The organism is Herbiconiux sp. J20-20 (assembly GCF_057365085.1).
In genome coordinates, this window is sequence record NZ_CP195122.1 from 2,428,491 (window position 1) to 2,447,320 (window position 18,830).

12 protein-coding genes and 3 rRNA genes are annotated in these 18,830 nt (G+C 67.2%); 12 read left to right on the forward strand and 3 right to left on the reverse strand.

Annotation, left to right across the window (positions count from 1 at the left end; all coding sequences use genetic code 11):
• Nucleotides 1-9: 9 nt before the first annotated feature.
• Nucleotides 10-567, reverse strand: a complete 558-nt coding sequence (locus ACR3ZA_RS11765; protein WP_473662134.1) for a DUF6264 family protein — start codon at nt 565-567, stop codon at nt 10-12.
• A 119-nt stretch (nt 568-686) separates the two neighbouring features.
• On the opposite strand from ACR3ZA_RS11765, the gene argH reads away from it, so the two are divergent.
• Nucleotides 687-2,105 carry an argininosuccinate lyase gene (gene argH / locus ACR3ZA_RS11770; RefSeq protein ID WP_473662135.1) on the forward strand — a complete coding sequence of 473 codons (1,419 nt, stop codon included), beginning with the start codon at nt 687-689 and terminating at the stop codon, nt 2,103-2,105.
• Here argH and ACR3ZA_RS11775 read toward each other — a convergent pair.
• Nucleotides 2,102-2,662, reverse strand: a complete 561-nt coding sequence (locus tag ACR3ZA_RS11775; RefSeq protein WP_473662136.1) for a hypothetical protein — start codon at nt 2,660-2,662, stop codon at nt 2,102-2,104. The two genes, argH and ACR3ZA_RS11775, sit on opposite strands and share 4 nt — an antisense overlap.
• Nucleotides 2,659-3,279 carry a DNA-binding protein gene (locus ACR3ZA_RS11780; protein WP_473662137.1) on the reverse strand — a complete coding sequence of 207 codons (621 nt, stop codon included), beginning with the start codon at nt 3,277-3,279 and terminating at the stop codon, nt 2,659-2,661. Before ACR3ZA_RS11780 ends, ACR3ZA_RS11775 begins: the two co-directional genes overlap by 4 nt.
• A gap of 117 nt (nt 3,280-3,396) precedes the next feature.
• Here ACR3ZA_RS11780 and tyrS point away from each other — a divergent pair, with 117 nt between their 5' ends.
• The 11 genes from tyrS to recN all read left to right on the forward strand — a co-directional run bounded on the left by tyrS (nt 3,397) and on the right by recN (nt 18,785).
• Nucleotides 3,397-4,698, forward strand: a complete 1,302-nt coding sequence (gene tyrS / locus ACR3ZA_RS11785; protein WP_473662138.1) for a tyrosine--tRNA ligase — start codon at nt 3,397-3,399, stop codon at nt 4,696-4,698.
• Between the two features lie 79 nt (nt 4,699-4,777).
• Entirely contained in the window at nt 4,778-6,673 is a 1,896-nt protein-coding gene (locus tag ACR3ZA_RS11790) for a hypothetical protein (RefSeq protein ID WP_473662139.1), read from the forward strand.
• Nucleotides 6,674-7,206: 533 nt separating this feature from the next.
• Nucleotides 7,207-8,729 (forward strand): 16S ribosomal RNA (locus ACR3ZA_RS11795).
• A gap of 454 nt (nt 8,730-9,183) precedes the next feature.
• Nucleotides 9,184-12,291, forward strand: a 23S ribosomal RNA gene (locus ACR3ZA_RS11800).
• A gap of 122 nt (nt 12,292-12,413) precedes the next feature.
• Nucleotides 12,414-12,530: ribosomal RNA gene (gene rrf, locus ACR3ZA_RS11805) — 5S ribosomal RNA — on the forward strand.
• Together the 16S, 23S and 5S rRNA genes form the textbook arrangement of a ribosomal RNA operon.
• A gap of 80 nt (nt 12,531-12,610) precedes the next feature.
• Nucleotides 12,611-14,047: a primosomal protein gene (locus ACR3ZA_RS11810; RefSeq protein ID WP_473662140.1), complete on the forward strand. Its 1,437-nt coding sequence runs from the start codon at nt 12,611-12,613 to the stop codon at nt 14,045-14,047.
• The gene (locus tag ACR3ZA_RS11815) at nt 14,040-15,071 is read left to right on the forward strand and encodes an HAD-IIA family hydrolase (RefSeq protein WP_473662141.1); all 1,032 of its coding nucleotides are present in this window, start codon (nt 14,040-14,042) and stop codon (nt 15,069-15,071) included. The genes ACR3ZA_RS11810 and ACR3ZA_RS11815 overlap by 8 nt, the downstream gene beginning before the upstream one ends.
• Complete coding sequence (locus ACR3ZA_RS11820; RefSeq protein WP_473662142.1) at nt 15,068-15,277, forward strand: hypothetical protein; 210 nt, start codon at nt 15,068-15,070, stop codon at nt 15,275-15,277. The genes ACR3ZA_RS11815 and ACR3ZA_RS11820 overlap by 4 nt, the downstream gene beginning before the upstream one ends.
• Nucleotides 15,270-16,076, forward strand: coding sequence for a TlyA family rRNA (cytidine-2'-O)-methyltransferase (locus ACR3ZA_RS11825; protein WP_473662143.1), 807 nt, complete (start codon nt 15,270-15,272; stop codon nt 16,074-16,076). The genes ACR3ZA_RS11820 and ACR3ZA_RS11825 overlap by 8 nt, the downstream gene beginning before the upstream one ends.
• 67 nt (nt 16,077-16,143) lie before the next feature.
• Nucleotides 16,144-17,085: an NAD kinase gene (locus tag ACR3ZA_RS11830; protein WP_473662144.1), complete on the forward strand. Its 942-nt coding sequence runs from the start codon at nt 16,144-16,146 to the stop codon at nt 17,083-17,085.
• The gene (gene recN / locus ACR3ZA_RS11835) at nt 17,082-18,785 is read left to right on the forward strand and encodes a DNA repair protein RecN (protein WP_473662145.1); all 1,704 of its coding nucleotides are present in this window, start codon (nt 17,082-17,084) and stop codon (nt 18,783-18,785) included. The genes ACR3ZA_RS11830 and recN overlap by 4 nt, the downstream gene beginning before the upstream one ends.
• The last annotated feature ends 45 nt before the right edge of the window (nt 18,786-18,830 follow it).

Here is an 18,830-nt window from a genome sequence, read left to right on the forward strand (position 1 = left end):
GCGCGCAGGTCAGGCGCCGGAGGCGACCATCGCGCCCGCGAACGTCGCCCAGAAGATGATCGCGGCGATGATCCCCGCCGTCAGCGGAACCCAGAACGCGATCGTGCGGCGCACGAGCAGAATGATCGACACGGTGGCCGCGGCGGCGTAGAGCACCAGGTGGCTGATGATGATCACGGCCTGGTCGCCCGCGATCAGGTCCGGGTCGGCGAATCCGCCGGAGTCTTCGATGGTGAGCGGGAGAACCGCCGCCATCAGGAGTCCCAGGAGCATGCCGAACAGGCCCAGGGCGAGCAGCACGATCGTCAGCACGACATCCCAGGTGCGTCGACCCGCGCTCGTGGGCGGCGGTGCACCGTAGGTGGCGGTCGCATACGGGTTCGTCGCGTACGGGTTCGCCGCGTACGGGTTCGGCGCCGCGGGGGCCGCGGCGGCGGGACTCGCGGCCGGAGGGGTCACCGCGGCGGGCGACGCCGGGGGAGCAGCGGCCGGTTCGGCGATCGGCGGCGGCACGGATCCGTTCGACGGTGCGGGCGGGATCGGCGGCACGGCGGCGTCGTCACTCATGGCTCCACGTTACTGCGGCCTCCTTCGCCGCGCGCCCTAGACTGAACGACGATGTCCGAGGAGAAGCACGCCATGACCGTTCCCGAGCTCGTTGCCTGCACCGCGGGACGGTTCCGCTCGTGAGCGCGAGTGGCGACGGCGCGGCGCTGTGGGGCGGCCGCTTCGCGGACGGCCCCTCTCCCGAGCTCGAGGCGCTGAGTCGCTCGACCCATTTCGACTGGGAGCTCGCGCCCTATGACCTGCGCGGCTCGCGCGCCCACGCGCGCGCGCTCGCCGCGGCCGGCTTCCTGACCGCCGACGAGCTCGAGCGGATGCTCGCGGGCATCGACGCGATCGACGCGGGTGTGGCCGACGGCTCGATCCGTCCGCGCGACTCGGATGAGGACGTGCACTTCGCGCTGGAGCGCGAACTCGTGGCAGCCCTTGGCCCGGAGCTCGGCGGCAAGCTGCGCGCCGGCCGCAGCCGCAACGACCAGATCGCAACCCTGGTGCGGCTGTACCTGCTCGACCACGCCGCGACGATCACGGCGCAGGTCTCTCAGCTGATCGGCGTCATCGCCGATCGCGCCGCGGAGCATCCGACCGCGGTGATGCCGGGGCGCACGCACCTTCAGCACGCCCAGCCGATCCTCCTGGCCCACCACCTGATGGCACACGCGTGGCCGCTCGTGCGTGATTTGGAGCGCCTGCGCGACTGGCGCGCCCGAGCGACCGGCTCGCCGTACGGCGCGGGCGCTCTCGCCGGCGGTGCGCTCGGGCTCGACCCGCGGGCGATCGCCGCAGAGCTCGGCCTCGGCGACCCGCTGCCGAACTCGATCGACGCGACGAGCGCACGCGACGTGGTGGCCGAGTTCGCCTACATCGCCGCGCAGCTCGGTATCGACCTGTCTCGCTTCTCGGAGGACATCATCCTCTGGGTGACGCGCGAGGTCGGGTTCGCGCGGCTGCACGACGCGTACTCGACCGGCTCGTCGATCATGCCGCAGAAGAAGAACCCCGACATCGCGGAGCTCGCGCGAGGCAAGTCGGGGCGGCTGGTCGGCAACCTCACCGGGCTGCTGACCACCCTCAAGGGGCTGCCGCTCGCCTACAACCGCGACCTGCAGGAGGACAAGGAGCCGGTCTTCGATTCGGTGCGCACCCTCGAGGTGCTGCTGCCGGCCTTCACCGGCATGGTGGCGACCCTCGCGTTCGATGAGGAGCGGATGGCGGAGCTCGCTCCGCAAGGGTTCTCGCTCGCGACCGATGTGGCCGACCATCTGGTGCGTCAGGGGGTGCCGTTCCGCGAGGCGCACGAGATCTCGGGCGCACTGGTGCGGCTGTGCGAGGAGCGCGGCCTCGAGCTGCACGAGCCGAGCGACGCGGACTACGCCGCGATCGACCCGCGGCTGACGGGCGACGTGCGCGATGTCCTGACCGTCGAGGGCTCGCTCGCGAGCCGCGCGGGCGTCGGCGGCACGGCTCCGGCGCGCGTCGCCGAGCAGCTCGCCGAGCTCCGTGCTCGCGTGGCGAGCCTGTCCGCTCCGGCCGCCGACTAGAGCGCGACGAGCAGGGCGCAGGCCCCCGCCCAGACGAAGCTCACGAGCGTGCCGATGATGAATCGCTCGCGCGACTCGGCGCGGTCCAGCTCCGAGTAGCGTCCGAGACCTTTGATCGCGACGACGACCGCGACGATCTCGAAGCGGCCGAGCAGGATGCCTCCGACGATCGCGGTGCGCTCCAGGTAGCCGATGGTGGAGCCTCCGCGCATCACCTCGCGCGCGGGTGAGTCGCCGGACTCGGCGACGAGGATGCCGCCGTGGGCGCCGGGCAGCGAGGAGCCGCGGTTCGCGAGCTGCAGCACGAAGCTGGCGAGCGGTCCGCCGGCGACCACCCCGAGGAGCACGAAGCCGATGCCGAGCAGCGTCTGGAAGGCGGGCTCAGGGGCGGGCAGCTCGGCGTCGAAGGCGATCAGTGCACCGGCGACACCCACCGGCAGGAGCGCGACGAGCGAGAGCGCGGGCTGTCGCAGGGGCAGGGCGAGTGCGGAGACGACGAGCGCGCCCGCGATCAGCAGGAGCCCGCCGATCCAGGCGAAGAGCAGAGCGACGATCATGAGTGGTCCTTCCCGTCTCCAGTCTGGTCGGCCCGGGCGAGCATCGCGGTCAGCGCCGCGCGCGCCGCGGTCTCGACCCGCAGGTGGGCGCTCTGGCCGCGCAGACTGGCCGCCTGCGGGCTGATGCCGAGCCGCTCGGCGGCCGCGCGCTGCGTCATTCCGGTGTCCAGCAGCTCCGCGAGCTCCCAGCCTTCGGGGGTCCGTCGTGCGCGCAGCAGCAGCAGCAGATCGAGGAGCGGTTCCAGCTCCGTCGCGGCGGGTTCCACCGCGGGGTCGGCGCGCAGCGCGAAGCGGGTGGGGCGCTTCTTCGCCGCCTCGACCGCGTCGCGGGCGTGGATGAAGGCGCTTCCGCTCATGGCGCGAGTGGTGGCGGCCAGGGGGCGTCGCACCGTGCCGATGCCGATGCCGACGCTCCACTCGTCGCGTCGGGTGAGGGCGAGCAGCGCGGCGAGTGCGGCGTCGGCATCGGCGGTCGCCAGCTGGATCTCGTCGCCCGCGGTGCGTTCGGCGGGTCGCGCGAGCCGCGGGCCGACGAGCTCGTCGAGGTGCAGGAGGGTCGGCTCGGCGAGGTCGCGCTGGTGCCGACTGTCGATCTGATCCGCGGTGAGAACAATCATGTCTTGTCCCTTGATTCCGGAGAAATAAAGCATAGGGGCTTGATTCACCGAAATCAAGCATCCAAACTTGACGCATGTCGACCGGGGAAGCCGGATGCCCGCTGGTAGTCTTTCCCGGTGTCCGCCGCCTCGACGCTTCCTGAACAGCGCAATGACCCTCGTTTCGACGACATCTGGGACGAGCTGCTCTGGCGCGGGCTGGTCCACGTCTCGACCGATCCGGCGGAGCTGAAGGCACTTCTCTCCGGCCCGCCCATCGTGTTCTACTGCGGCTTCGACCCCACCGCCCCGAGCCTCCATCTCGGAAACCTCGTGCAGCTGCTCACGATGCGTCGCCTGCAGCTCGCCGGACACCGGCCGCTCGGGCTCGTCGGGGGATCGACGGGGCTCATCGGCGATCCGCGACCGACGGCCGAGCGCACGCTCAACACGCGGGAGACCGTGGCCGAGTGGGTCGGCTACCTGCAGAGCCAGATCGAGCGCTTCCTCGACTTCGAGGGCGAGAGCGCGGCCCGCATCGTCAACAACCTCGACTGGACGGCGCCGCTGAGCGCGATCGACTTCCTCCGCGAGGTCGGCAAGCACTTCCGCGTCGGCACGATGCTGAAGAAGGATGCGGTGTCGGCGCGTCTCAACAGCGAGGCCGGGATCAGCTACACCGAGTTCAGCTACCAGATCCTGCAGGGCATGGACTTCCTCGAGCTGTACCGAAGCTACGGCTGCGTGCTGCAGACCGGGGGCAGCGACCAATGGGGCAACCTCACGAGCGGCACCGACCTCGTGCACCGGGCCGAAGGGGTGAGCGTGCACGCGATCGGCACCCCGCTCATCACCAACTCCGACGGCACCAAGTTCGGCAAGAGCGAGGGCAACGCCATCTGGCTCGACCCCGCGATGACGAGCCCCTACGCGTTCAGCCAGTTCTGGCTCAACACCGACGACGCCGACGTGATCGCGCGGCTGAAGGTGTTCACGTTCCTCGACCGTGACGAGATCGAACGCCTCGAGCGCGCGGTCGCCGACGAGCCGTTCCGGCGCGAGGCGCAACGGGTCCTGGCGCGCGAGGTCACGCGCCTCGTACACGGCGACGACGCCACGAGTGCCGCCTTCGCCGCAGCCGAGGCGCTCTTCGGCAACGGGGATCTGACCGCGCTCGACGCCGATACGCTGCGCGCGGCGGTCGCCGAGCTGCCGTCCGCGCCCGCTTCCGCCGAGTCGACGATCGAACAGCTGCTGGTCGACACGACTCTCACCAAGAGCCTGAGCGAGTCGCGGCGAGCGATCTCGCAGGGCGGCGTGTATCTCAACAACGCGCGCGTCGAGGACCCGTCGACGGTGGTCGGCGATCAGGTTCTCGCAGGTGGGGTCGCTATTCTTCGGCGAGGCAAGAAGACTCTCGCGGGTGTTGTGATCGGATGAGACACCGCGTCGTCCGGGGGAGCTTCGCCGTCGCGCGGAACATCTGGCGGGCTGAGGCCGCCGCTATCGGAGGACAACCATGAACTGGACGCCCGGGGGCGACCCGAATAACGGCGAGACGCCCGTACCCGGCGAGATGTCGCGGCGTGCGCGCCGTCTCGCGGAGCAAGGGCAGGCTCCCGAGTTCGTGGGCGCCGACGAGCTGGCGGCCGCGCCGGAGTCCGCCGCGCCGAGCCCGTGGTCGGACAGCGACTACGTCGCCCCTTCGCTCGACGGCTTCGCGGCCGACGTGCCGCCGGTGACGCCGCTCGCCGACGCTCCTCCGACTGCCGCACCGAGCTGGGGCGCGCCGACCGCGCCCGCGGCGCCGACCGCTCCGGAGTGGGGCCCCCCGACGGCGTCGCCGCCCGCGGCCGCCCCGAGCTGGGATGCGCCCACGCAGGCGGCGCCCCCGCCGAGCTGGGACCAGCCGGCCGCCGCACCGTCGTGGGAGCCGCCGGCCCCTGAGCCGCAGCACACGAATTGGGAGCCGCCGGCCCCTGAGCCGCAGCACACGAATTGGGAGCCGCCGGCCCCCGAGCCGCAGGCCACCAATTGGGAGGCGCCGGCCCCCGAGGCGCAGGCGCCGAGCTGGGAGCCTCCCGCACCGGCCGCCGCCCCGAGTTGGGAGCAGGCCGCGCCGCCCGCCGCCGCGCCGAGTTGGGAGCAGGCCGCGCCGCCGGCTGCCGCGCCGAGCTGGGAGCAGGCCGCGCCGCCGGCTGCCGCGCCGAGCTGGGAGCAGCCCGCGCCGCCCGCCGAGAATCCGAGCTGGGAGCCGCCGACCACGGTCGCCCCCGCCCCGCCTCTCGTCGGCGAGGCGGAGCCGTCGACGCCGGCCCCGCCGCCGAGCTGGGAGGGCGCCGCCGCGCCCGACGGCGTCGCGGCACCTGACTGGGCGCCGCCCGCGCCGCTCGCCGCCGCGCCGACTACGCCGCCCGTGGAGCCCGCGGCCGACGCCTGGGTGCCGGAGCCGCCGGTCGCAGAGCAGCCGACCCTGCCGCGGCCCGAGCCCGAGGCGCCGCCGGCGATCGCCGTGACCGGATGGCCGAGCGCCCCGAGCGCCGAACCGCGTCCCGCCGAGTCCGACGGAGCGACGGACGGCGGGTTCGAGGCGCTGGGGCTTGCGGGCCCCGATCTGGACGACGTCGACCCCGTCGACTCCGCCTCGCCGTACTTCTCGGCCGAGCCGCCCCGCCTCGAGCCGCCGGCGGCCGAGCCGGTGTCCGCGCGGTCGGACGCCACCGCGCACCTGGCGGTGCGCGCCGACACCGGCGTCGTCGATGGCTCGGGCGCGCTGCCGCCCGGCGACGACCCGGTGGATCCGGCGGTGGTCGGGTCCGGGTCGCCCTTGGTTGACTTCGGCGATCTGGCGAAGCCGCGGCCGGCCGAATGGATCGCCTTCGCGCTGGCGTTCGTGCTTCCGCCGGTCGGGTTCGTCGCGGGAATCGTGACCGCAGCGCTGAGCGCGCGGCGTCGGGGCTGGACGATCGCACTCGACAAGGCCACGATCGTGATCGGGCTGATCATGACGGGCGTGGCCGCCGTGGCAGGCGTGGTCGCCTACGGGGCGTGGACCGACGCCCGCGAGTTCGAAGCGACCGTCGCGGCCAGCGCGGAGTTCTGCGCGCAGGTTCAGGCGGATCCGACGTACCTCGAGCCGCCGATCTACAGCTGGCCGCAGCGCGGCTTCTCCATCGAGTCGTCCCTCGACGAAATGCAGGTGTGGGTCGATCGCTGGACGGCGGCCGCGGAGGTCGCTCCGACGGAGATCCAGGCCGGCGTCGCCACCCTGGCCGAGACCGGCCAGGGGATCGTCGACAACGTCGACATCGCGCGTCAGATCGACAACGACCAGAACGTGGAGATCATCACCGCTGCGGTGTCGGCCTCGGGGATCGACGAATGGGTCGAGACCTACTGCGTGCCGGCCGGCTGAAGCCCGGAAAATGGGGCGACACGCCCGGGATGCGCCTAGATTTGGCACGACCCCCGGTCACCCGTAAAGTAATCACTCGTCACCCCAAAGGTGCGGGAAGCGGAAGAGCTTCCCGGCCTCAAGCGGGACCATCCTCCTAGAGATTTGAACAGCACCTTGATGGTGTGAGATTCGATGTCTAGGATGGGAAACCCACTCCGAATCCAGGGCCTCGAGTCCTGAAGAGTTGAAGCGGCCAGGCCGTGAAAAACTTGTGGCGGGGTGTGGTAAGTTAGGACAGTTGCCCTGAAAACCTTCCGGAAACGGAAAGTCTTCTTGAGCGCCCGATCCTTGAGAACTCAACAGCGTGCACTATGTCAAATGCCAAATAACCTCGGCAACCGGTCTGACCGGTTGTAGAGATTCCTTTGGATTGATTGATTGTCAGTAGACGATCTAACAGTCAGATCAAACTCGTCGCAGCCCACCGGTTTTCCCCGGCAGCTGTGACAACAGATGTGCGCAGCGGTTTCGACCGCTGTTGCAATCAAACATTTACGGAGAGTTTGATCCTGGCTCAGGACGAACGCTGGCGGCGTGCTTAACACATGCAAGTCGAACGATGAAGCCGGAGCTTGCTCCGGTGGATTAGTGGCGAACGGGTGAGTAACACGTGAGTAACCTGCCCTTGACTCTGGGATAAGCGTTGGAAACGACGTCTAATACCGGATACGAGCTTCAGCCGCATGGCTAGGAGCTGGAAAGAATTTCGGTCAAGGATGGACTCGCGGCCTATCAGGTAGTTGGTGAGGTAACGGCTCACCAAGCCGACGACGGGTAGCCGGCCTGAGAGGGTGACCGGCCACACTGGGACTGAGACACGGCCCAGACTCCTACGGGAGGCAGCAGTGGGGAATATTGCACAATGGGCGCAAGCCTGATGCAGCAACGCCGCGTGAGGGATGACGGCCTTCGGGTTGTAAACCTCTTTTAGTAGGGAAGAAGCGAAAGTGACGGTACCTGCAGAAAAAGCACCGGCTAACTACGTGCCAGCAGCCGCGGTAATACGTAGGGTGCAAGCGTTGTCCGGAATTATTGGGCGTAAAGAGCTCGTAGGCGGTTTGTCGCGTCTGCTGTGAAAACTGGAGGCTCAACCTCCAGCCTGCAGTGGGTACGGGCAAACTAGAGTGCGGTAGGGGAGATTGGAATTCCTGGTGTAGCGGTGGAATGCGCAGATATCAGGAGGAACACCGATGGCGAAGGCAGATCTCTGGGCCGTAACTGACGCTGAGGAGCGAAAGCATGGGGAGCGAACAGGATTAGATACCCTGGTAGTCCATGCCGTAAACGTTGGGAACTAGATGTGGGGTCCATTCCACGGATTCCGTGTCGCAGCTAACGCATTAAGTTCCCCGCCTGGGGAGTACGGCCGCAAGGCTAAAACTCAAAGGAATTGACGGGGGCCCGCACAAGCGGCGGAGCATGCGGATTAATTCGATGCAACGCGAAGAACCTTACCAAGGCTTGACATATACGAGAACGCTGCAGAAATGTAGAACTCTTTGGACACTCGTATACAGGTGGTGCATGGTTGTCGTCAGCTCGTGTCGTGAGATGTTGGGTTAAGTCCCGCAACGAGCGCAACCCTCGTTCTATGTTGCCAGCACGTAATGGTGGGAACTCATAGGAGACTGCCGGGGTCAACTCGGAGGAAGGTGGGGATGACGTCAAATCATCATGCCCCTTATGTCTTGGGCTTCACGCATGCTACAATGGCCGGTACAAAGGGCTGCAATACCGCAAGGTGGAGCGAATCCCAAAAAGCCGGTCTCAGTTCGGATTGAGGTCTGCAACTCGACCTCATGAAGTCGGAGTCGCTAGTAATCGTGGATCAGCAACGCCACGGTGAATACGTTCCCGGGCCTTGTACACACCGCCCGTCAAGTCATGAAAGTCGGTAACACCCGAAGCCGGTGGCCCAACCTTTTGGAGGGAGCCGTCGAAGGTGGGATCGGTGATTAGGACTAAGTCGTAACAAGGTAGCCGTACCGGAAGGTGCGGCTGGATCACCTCCTTTCTAAGGAGCACTGCAGATCTTCGGATCTGACAGAGCCGGATCCGAGACACATGTTCTCGGCCGGAGCTCATGGGTGGAACATTGACATAGGCCTCGAGCAGAACCTCGAGATTCCAGTACGTCGGCTTGCCGGCAGGAACGAATCGACAGGGAACGCACGAGGCATGCACGCTGTTGGGTCCTGAGGGACCGGGCCGGCTGCTTCAGCAGCCGAAACCATCCTCTGGACTTCGACTGGCTCGGATCTGAGATCCGAAACAGACGGAGTACCGCCCGTAAATTGAGAACTACACAGTGGACGCGAGCATCTTAGATTCGCGAAAGTACGGAACGACTTCGGTCGAGCCGGAAATCGCTGATCTACAAATAGTGGTCTGATTTCGATCAGACACACTGGTCATTTCGCGCTCGGTTGCCTTTGGCAGCTGAGCTCGAAGCGATTCAAAACTCATGTAGTCAAGTTTCTAAGAGCAGACGGTGGATGCCTTGGCATCTGGAGCCGAAGAAGGACGTAGCAATCTGCGATAAGCCTCGGGGAGTCGATAAGCAGACTTTGATCCGAGGATTTCCGAATGGGGAAACCCCGTCAGGCGTACTTGTGCGACCTGATGACTCCCGCCTGAATATATAGGGCGGGTAGAGGGAACGTGGGGAAGTGAAACATCTCAGTACCCACAGGAAGAGAAAACAACAGTGATTCCGTTAGTAGTGGCGAGCGAAACCGGAACAGGCCAAACCGATCATGTGTGATAGCCGGCAGGCGTTGCATGGTCGGGGTTGTGGGACCTTCACGTACTTCTGCCGAAGTACACGTCGACGTGCGCGATATAGGTGAACGGCATTGAAAGGCCGACCATAGTGGGTGCCAGTCCCGTAACCGAAATGTCGTGCAGAGGCGGAAGGGATCCCAAGTATCACGGGGCCCGAGAAATCCCGTGTGAATCTGCCAGGACCACCTGGTAAGCCTAAATACTCCCAGATGACCGATAGCGGACAAGTACCGTGAGGGAAAGGTGAAAAGTACCCCGGGAGGGGAGTGAAATAGTACCTGAAACCGTCTGCTTACAAACCGTTGGAGGAGCCCTAGCAGCTCTGACAGCGTGCCTTTTGAAGAATGAGCCTGCGAGTTAGTGGTATGTGGCGAGGTTAACCCGTGAGGGGAATCCGTAGCGAAAGCGAGTTCGAATAGAGCGATTCAGTCGCATGCCCTAGACCCGAAGCGAAGTGATCTATCCATGGCCAGGTTGAAGCGACGGTAAGACGTCGTGGAGGACCGAACCCACTTGGGTTGAAAACCGAGGGGATGAGCTGTGGATAGGGGTGAAAGGCCAATCAAACTTCGTGATAGCTGGTTCTCTCCGAAATGCATTTAGGTGCAGCGTTGCGTGTTTCTTGCCGGAGGTAGAGCTACTGGATGGCCGATGGGCCCTACAAGGTTACTGACGTCAGCCAAACTCCGAATGCCGGTAAGTGAGAGCGCAGCAGTGAGACGGTGGGGGATAAGCTTCATCGTCGAGAGGGAAACAACCCAGACTACCGACTAAGGCCCCTAAGCGTGTGCTAAGTGGGAAAGGATGTGGAGTTGCAGAGACAACCAGGAGGTTGGCTTAGAAGCAGCCACCCTTGAAAGAGTGCGTAATAGCTCACTGGTCAAGTGATTCCGCGCCGACAATGTAACGGGGCTCAAGCACACCGCCGAAGTCGTAGGATTCGCATTATAGGTAGGCCTTCGTGGTCCAGCCGTGCGGATCGGTAGGAGAGCGTCGTGTGGCGAGTGAAGCGGCGGGGTGACCCAGCCGTGGACGCCACACGAGTGAGAATGCAGGCATGAGTAGCGAAAGACATGTGAGAAACATGTCCTCCGAAAGACCAAGGGTTCCAGGGTCAAGCTAATCTTCCCTGGGTAAGTCGGGACCTAAGGCGAGGCCGACAGGCGTAGTCGATGGACAACGGGTTGATATTCCCGTACCGGCGAAGAACCGCCCAAGCTAATCCAGTAGTGCTAAGAGTCCTAATCCGGCAGATGGATCCCTTCGGGGTGAAGCAGCCGGCCTAACGCTCGACCCCATGCTGGTGCGGCTAGCGTATTAACAGGTGTGACGCAGGAAGGTAGCCCAAGCCGGGCGATGGTTGTCCCGGTGCAAGTGCGTAGGCTGAGAGATAGGCAAATCCGTCTCTCGTGACGGCCGAGACACGATGCGGACCCGAAAGGGATAGTGGGTGATCCTAAGCTGCCAAGAAAAGCATCGACGCGAGGTTCCAGCCGCCCGTACCCCAAACCGACTCAGGTGGTCAGGTAGAGAATACCAAGGAGATCGAGAGAATCGTGGTTAAGGAACTCGGCAAAATGCCCCCGTAACTTCGGGAGAAGGGGGGCCGGATTGGTGACGGGATTTACTCCCTGAGCCTTGAAGGCCGCAGAGACCAGTGGGAAGCGACTGTTTACTAAAAACACAGGTCCGTGCTAAGTCGCAAGACGATGTATACGGACTGACGCCTGCCCGGTGCTGGAAGGTTAAGAGGAGCGGTTAGCGTAAGCGAAGCTGCGAATTTAAGCCCCAGTAAACGGCGGTGGTAACTATAACCATCCTAAGGTAGCGAAATTCCTTGTCGGGTAAGTTCCGACCTGCACGAATGGCGTAACGACTTCCCAGCTGTCTCAACCGCGAACTCGGCGAAATTGCACTACGAGTAAAGATGCTCGTTACGCGCAGCAGGACGGAAAGACCCCGTGACCTTTACTACAGTTTGGTATTGGTGTTCGGTGTGGCTTGTGTAGGATAGGTGGGAGACTTTGAAGCGGGCACGCCAGTGTTCGTGGAGTCATTGTTGAAATACCACTCTGGTCACTCTGGATGTCTAACTTAGAACCGTAATCCGGTTCAGGGACAGTGCCTGATGGGTAGTTTAACTGGGGCGGTTGCCTCCCAAAAAGTAACGGAGGCGCCCAAAGGTTCCCTCAACCTGGTTGGCAATCAGGTGTCGAGTGTAAGTGCACAAGGGAGCTTGACTGTGAGAGTGACGGCTCGAGCAGGGACGAAAGTCGGGACTAGTGATCCGGCAGTGGCTTGTGGAAGCGCTGTCGCTCAACGGATAAAAGGTACCTCGGGGATAACAGGCTGATCTTGCCCAAGAGTCCATATCGACGGCATGGTTTGGCACCTCGATGTCGGCTCGTCGCATCCTGGGGCTGGAGTAGGTCCCAAGGGTTGGGCTGTTCGCCCATTAAAGCGGTACGCGAGCTGGGTTTAGAACGTCGTGAGACAGTTCGGTCCCTATCCGCTGCGCGCGTAGGAAATTTGAGAAGATCTATCCCTAGTACGAGAGGACCGGGATGGACGAACCTCTGGTGTGTCAGTTGTTCCGCCAGGAGCACCGCTGATTAGCTACGTTCGGAATGGATAACCGCTGAAAGCATCTAAGCGGGAAGCCAGCTTCAAGATGAGATTTCCATCCCTTAGGGGGAGAGGCTCGCAGCTAGACTACTGCGTTGATAGGCCGGATGTGGAAGCGTGGCAACACGTGCAGCTGACCGGTACTAATAAGCCGATAACTTGACAACATCATGTTTTTTGATGATTCTCGCGTCCACTTTGTGGTTCCCGATCTACGGTCGGGAATCTCGACAAGCTCTGTCACTGATGAAGTGAGAGCTATGTCGCGAAGACTGTAAATCAATAGTGTTTCGGCGGCCATAGCAAGAGGGAAACGCCCGGTTACATTCCGAACCCGGAAGCTAAGACTCTTTGCGCCGATGGTACTGCAGGGGGGACCCTGTGGGAGAGTAGGACACCGCCGGACTTCTTTCGAGAGAGGCCACCCAACATGTTTGGGTGGCCTTTCTTGGTTTCAGGGCACGATTGCCCCAGGAGGAGATCCAGATGAGCGCATCAGACGAGACGCCGAACGACAAGCCCGAGCGCAAGAAGCCGGCTCGCGACTCGGATCGTCGACCTCCGCGTGACGGCCGGGCGCCGGCACGCCGCGACGGCGATGCTCGACCCCGTCGCGATGGTGACTCGCGTCCCCGTCGTGACGGTGATGCACGCCCGCGCCGTGAGGGCGACGCGCGTCCCCGCCGTGACGGCGATTCGCGTCCCCGTCGTGATGGCGATTCGCGTCCGCGCCGTGAGGGCGACGCACGTCCGCGTCGCGATGGCGATGCACGCCCGCAGCGTTCGGGTGACGCACGTCCTCGCCGCGACGGCGACCAGCGTCCTCGCCGCGAGGGCGATGAGCGTCCGAAGTGGTCGAGCGATTCGCGTCCGCGCCGCGACGGAGATTCCCGTCCTCGCCGCGATGGCGACGCACGACCCCGCCGCGACGGCGACTCGCGTCCACGTCGCGACGGCGACTCGCGTCCGCGTCGCGACGGTGCCCCCTCGGGTGCGCGCCCGCCGCGCAGCTTCGACAAGGATCGGGCGCCGCGTGACGACCGCTTCGAGTCCGACTCGGGCCCGCGGCACGACGACCCGCACATCCCCGATGCGGTCGTGCCCGCCGATCTCGACCGGGTCGCCCGCAACCAGCTCAAGACGCTCTCCAAGGAGAACGCCGAGTGGGTCGCCAAGCACCTTGTGATGGCATCGCGCCTGATCGAGGAGGACCCGGCGCTCGCGCACCGGCACGCTCTCGCGGCCGCGCGTCGCGCCGGCCGCATCGCCGTCGTGCGCGAGACTCTCGCGATCACGGCCTACGCGACCGAGGACTTCGCGCTGGCTCTGCGTGAGCTGCGCACCTATCGCCGGATCTCCGGCAACAACGATCAGCTGCCGCTCATGGTCGACAGCGAACGCGGTGTCGGGCGCCCCGAGAAGGCGCTCGAGCTCGGCCGCTCGGTGCCGAAGTCGGAGCTCGACGTCGAGGTGCAGGTGGCGCTCGCGATCGCGATGTCCGGCGCGCGCCTCGACCTCGGCCAGCCCGAGCTCGCCCTCACCGAGCTGCAGATCCCGCAGCTCGACCCCGAGCGCGCCTTCGCCTGGAGCCCCGCGCTGTTCGATGCCTACGCCACGGTGCTCGAAGACCTCGGTCACACCGAGGAAGCCGAGCAGTGGTGGCAGCGCTCCGATCGCGCCACGATCGCGCTCGAGAACGCCGCGATCCCCGAGGGCGAGGTCACCGTTGAGGTGATCGAGGAGCTGCTCGAGGTCGACGAGGCCTCGGGCGAGAGCGCCCCCGACGCTCCGGCCGGCGACGAAAGCGCTGAGTCCGAGGCGACCGACGACGTGCCCGCACCGGACGAGTCCGCCGAGCAGGCCGAGACGCCCGAGTCCGAGACGCCGGCGGCGTCAGCGGAGGAGAGCGCGCGCGATGAGTAGGGCGCGCGTCGTGTCGACGCCGCTCACCGGAGTCGATCTGCTGCTCGCTGACCTCGACGGCGTCGTGTACGCGGGAGCGAACGCGATTCCATATGCCGTCGACGGCATCAACCGTGCTCAGGCCTCGTGTCGCGTCGGCTACATCACCAACAACGCCTCGCGCACCGCCGACTCGGTGGCCGCGCATCTGCGCGAATTCGGTCTCAACGTCACGGCCGATGAGGTCGTGACCTCGCCGCAGGCGGCTGTCGTGCTGCTCGCCGACCTGGTGCCCGCCGGATCGACGATTCTGGTGGTCGGCGGAGAGGGCCTCACGAGCGTCGTCGAGGCTGCCGGCTTCCGCGTGACCCGCTCGGCGGAGGATGAGCCCGCCGCCGTGGTGCAGGGCTTCGCCCCGAGCGTCGGCTGGGCCGACCTCGCCGAGGCGGCGTACGCACTCCACTCCGTCGAAGGGCGCGAGGACCGGCCGTGGGTGGCGACGAACACCGACTGGACGATCCCTCAGGCGCGGGGAATCGCGCCGGGCAACGGCACGCTCGTCTCGGCGGTGCACACCGCGATCGGACGACTGCCGATCGTGGCGGGCAAGCCCGAGACGGCGATCTTCACCGCCGCGCTCACGCGTTTCGGGGGCGAAAAGGCCCTGATGCTCGGCGACCGGCTCGACACCGACATCCTCGGGGCGAACCGCGCCGGCATCGCGTCCGCGCACGTGCTGACCGGCATCGATCAGCCCAAACAGCTGCTGGCGGCACCCGCCGAGCAGCGCCCGACCTTCATCCTCGACGACCTGCGCCAGCTCGACGCTCCGTACCCCGAGATCGAGCAGTCGGTCGCGCGCGACGGTTCGCGCGAGTTCCGCTCGGGCGATGCGCGCGTGCGGCTGCGCGGGCCGAAGGTCGAGCTGCGCACGCCGAAGGCGAGCCGCATCGACATCATCCGCGCGGGCTGCGCCGCGGTGTGGGGCTCGGGGCTCGCGATCTACGCGCTCGACGTGGATGCGCGGCTATATTCGGACGCATGAGCCAGCACGAGGACGCAGCGCCGCAGCAGGACTCCGCCGACGCGCACCGCTCCGGTGCCGGACGGCACGGCGATGACGAGCTGGTGTCGCGACTGCGGGTGATCGAGGATCAGCCGCTCGCCTCACGGGCCGAGGCGCTCGCGCACCTGCACGACGAGCTGCGCGCGCAGCTCGAGGCGGGCGACGGCCCGCGCGCGCATGCCTGATCCGGCATCCACTGCTCGGCTCGATGCCGAACTCGTGCGTCGGGGCCTCGCGCGTTCCCGCGCGCAGGCGGCGCGATCGATCGAGGAGGGACGCGTCCGGATCGACGGCGTCGCCACGGTCAAGCCGGCGACGCGGGTCACGCCGGACGCCGAGCTCACCGTCGAGGGCGCCGATCACTATGTGGCGCGTTCGGCGCACAAGCTCATCGCCGCCCTCGACGCCTTCGAGATCGACCCCGCCCAGCGGCTCGCCCTCGACGTCGGGGCCTCCACCGGCGGATTCACACAGGTGCTGCTCGAGCGGGGCGCGCGTCGCGTGATCGCGCTCGATGTCGGGCACGGCCAGTTGGTGCCGGAGCTGCGCGACGACGACCGGGTCGTCGTGGTCGAGGGGGAGAACGCCCGCGAGCTCAGCGCGGAACGGCTGGCCGCGCTGTCCGGCTCGCCCGAGCAGCCCACGCTGGTCGTCGTCGATGTCTCGTTCATCTCGCTGACGACCGTGCTGCCCGCACTGGCGGCGAGCATCCCCGCTGACGCCGACCTCGTGGTGCTCATCAAGCCGCAGTTCGAGGTCGGGCGCGGGGGCGCGCGGGAGGGCATCGTGCGCGACCGCGCCGCGCGCCTCGAGGCCGTCAGCACCGTGCTCTGGACGGCTTGGGATCTGGGACTCGGAACCGCGGGCGTGATCTCGTCCCCGGTGCTCGGCAGCAACGGAAATCAGGAGTACCTCGCCTGGCTGCAGCGCGAGTGTGGGAGCAATCCGACAGAATGGGGGAGGGCGATCGATGCCCTCGCCTGACGGCCTCCGCCCTTCGGGGCGCACGGCCCGCGGGGCGGACGACATTGAGGCAGGGAAGGGGCCGCGCATGGCCGAGGAGCGCCACCTGCTTGTCGTCGCGCACACCGGCCGCGACGACTCTCTCGCCGCCGGCATCGAGGTCTGCCGTCAGCTGATCGCGGCGGGCCTGACCCCCGTCGTCTCCGACGACGAGCACGCCGACCTGATGCGGGCGGCCCCCGAACTCGCACCGATCGCGCTGCTCGGCCGCGACGTCGCCACGAGCGAACTCGAACTCGTCATCGTCCTGGGCGGCGACGGCACGATCCTGCGCGCCGCCGAGCTCGCGCGCGGCTGCCCCGCCCCGCTGCTCGGAGTGAACCTTGGGCACGTCGGCTTCCTCGCCGAGGCGGAGCGCGAGGACCTGACCTCGACCGTCGAGCGCGCGCTGGCGCGCGACTACGAGGTCGAGGAGCGCATGACGCTCTCGGTCCGGGTGAAGACCGGCACCGAGGTCGTCTACGAGACCTGGGCCCTGAACGAGGCGTCGATCGAGAAGGCCAGCCGCGAGCGCTCGCTCGAGGTGGCTGTCGAGGTCGACGTGCGACCGCTCTCCACGTTCGGCTGCGACGGTGTCGTCATCTCGACCCCGACCGGATCCACCGCCTACTCGTTCTCGGCCGGCGGTCCGGTCGTCTGGCCGAGCGTCGACGCGCTGCTGATGGTGCCGCTCTCCGCCCACGCGCTGTTCGCCCGTCCGCTGGTGGTCGGCCCCGAATCCGCACTCGCGGTGGAGCTGCTCGAGCGCTCCGACGGTCGCGGCGTGCTGTGGTGCGACGGCCGCCGCACCTTCGACCTGCCGCCGGGCTCGCGCGTCGTCGCGCGACGCTCCTCGATTCCGGTGCGCCTCGCGCGACTGAGCCCGGGCCCGTTCACCGACCGGCTGGTCAACAAGTTCCGGCTTCCCGTGGCGGGCTGGCGCGGGCCGCAGGACGGCGACAACGGAGCGACCGAGGGGGCGCCGGCGTGATCGACGAGATCTCGATTCGCGACCTGGGCGTCATCGGCGAGGCGCGGCTTCCGCTCGGGCCGGGATTCACGGCGCTGACCGGTGAGACCGGTGCGGGCAAGACGATGGTCGTGACGGCGCTCGGGCTGCTGCTGGGTGAGCGCGCCGACAGCGGCGCGATCCGCTCCGGCCGCGGCCAGTCGGTCGTCGAGGGCAGCTGGGAGGTCGACGCCGAGGGCCCCGTCGCCGAGCGCGTGCGCGACGCCGGCGGCGACCTCGACGTCACCGAGGGCGGACGGGCGCACCTGATCCTGGGGCGCTCCATCTCGAACGAGGGCCGCTCGCGCGCCGTTGTCGGCGGCCGCAGCGCCCCGGTCGGCGTGCTGAACGAGATCGGCCAGCAGCTCGTCGTCGTGCACGGCCAGTCGGACCAGATCCGGCTGCGCTCCGCGGCCGCGCAGCGCGAGGCCCTCGACCGCTTCGCCGGCCCCGGCTTCAGCGCCGTGCTGGCCGACTACCAGGACGTGTTCCGCCGCTGGCAGACCGCGCAATCCGAACTCGATGTGCTCGTCGCCGAGCGCGACCGTCGTGAGCGCGAGGCCGAAGAGCTGCGCAACGCGATGGACGAGATCGAGGCGGCGGCGCCGCGACGCGGCGAGGATGCCGAGCTCGCGGAGCGTGCCGAGAGGCTGAGCAATCTCGAAGATCTGCGCCTCGCGGCGGTCGAGGCGCAGGAGGCGATCTCGGCGCAGCTGAGCGACGACGCGCGCGACGCCACGGTGCTCGTCGAGTCGGCGCGGCGTGCGCTCGACCGCGTCTCGGGGCACGACGCGGAGCTTTCGCCCGTGATCGAATCGCTCGCCGCGGCCCGCTTCGCGCTGGAGGACAGCTCGGCGAAGATCTCGAGCTACCTCGCGGCGCTCGACACCGACGGCGGTCGCGAGCTGGAGACGATCCAGGAGCGCCGCGCGACCCTGGCAGCCCTGGCGCGCCGCTTCGGCCCGAGCATCGACGAGATGATCGACTTCTACGAGTCCGGCAGCACCCGACTGCTGGAGCTCGACGGCGACTCGGATCGCATCGACGCGCTACGTGCCGCGGTCGCTCAGGACTTCGCCCGCGTCGAGCAGCTCGCCGAGCAGCTGAGCGTGCGCCGCCGCGAGGCCGCCGAGCGGCTGTCGGCCGCGGTCACCCGCGAACTCGACGCCCTCGCGATGCCCGACGCTCGCCTCTCGATCGAGGTCGCGCCGCGCGACCTCGGCCTCACCGGCCGCGACCAGGTCGCGATCCGCCTGCAGCCGCACCCCGGGGCCGAACCGCGCCCGCTGAGTCGCGGCGCCTCGGGCGGTGAGCTCTCGCGCGTCATGCTGGCGATCGAGGTCGTGCTGGCCGGAAGCGATCCCGTTCCGACTTTCGTCTTCGACGAGGTGGATGCCGGGGTCGGCGGTGCGAGCGCCATCGAGGTCGGGCGGCGCCTGGCGCGCCTCGCCGAAACCGCGCAGGTGATCGTCGTCACCCACCTGGCGCAGGTCGCGGCCTTCGCCACCAACCACCTGACCGTGGTGAAGGGCAGCGACGGCACGATCACCGCGTCGAGCGTGCACCGGCTCGAGGGGGAGGAGCGCGCGGCCGAGATGGCGCGGCTGCTGAGCGGGCTTCCCGACTCCGAGACCGGTCTCGAGCACGCCCGCGAACTGCTCGGCATGGCGCGCGCGAGCTGATCACGGCAACTCGCCCGGCGCGTTCCGCGCGACCTGGGGCAGCTC

What these genes read in the sequence shown, in the direction of transcription:
- ACR3ZA_RS11825 (WP_473662143.1), top strand. Translation starts at nt 15,270, where the DNA reads ATGCCTGATCCGGCATCCACTGCTCGGCTCGATGCCGAACTCGTGCGT.
- ACR3ZA_RS11775 (WP_473662136.1), bottom strand. Translation starts at nt 2,662, where the DNA reads ATGATCGTCGCTCTGCTCTTCGCCTGGATCGGCGGGCTCCTGCTGATC.
- ACR3ZA_RS11765 (WP_473662134.1), bottom strand. Translation starts at nt 567, where the DNA reads ATGAGTGACGACGCCGCCGTGCCGCCGATCCCGCCCGCACCGTCGAAC.
- ACR3ZA_RS11820 (WP_473662142.1), top strand. Translation starts at nt 15,068, where the DNA reads ATGAGCCAGCACGAGGACGCAGCGCCGCAGCAGGACTCCGCCGACGCG.
- ACR3ZA_RS11780 (WP_473662137.1), bottom strand. Translation starts at nt 3,279, where the DNA reads ATGATTGTTCTCACCGCGGATCAGATCGACAGTCGGCACCAGCGCGAC.
- ACR3ZA_RS11810 (WP_473662140.1), top strand. Translation starts at nt 12,611, where the DNA reads ATGAGCGCATCAGACGAGACGCCGAACGACAAGCCCGAGCGCAAGAAG.
- ACR3ZA_RS11815 (WP_473662141.1), top strand. Translation starts at nt 14,040, where the DNA reads ATGAGTAGGGCGCGCGTCGTGTCGACGCCGCTCACCGGAGTCGATCTG.
- ACR3ZA_RS11830 (WP_473662144.1), top strand. Translation starts at nt 16,144, where the DNA reads ATGGCCGAGGAGCGCCACCTGCTTGTCGTCGCGCACACCGGCCGCGAC.
- ACR3ZA_RS11790 (WP_473662139.1), top strand. Translation starts at nt 4,778, where the DNA reads ATGAACTGGACGCCCGGGGGCGACCCGAATAACGGCGAGACGCCCGTA.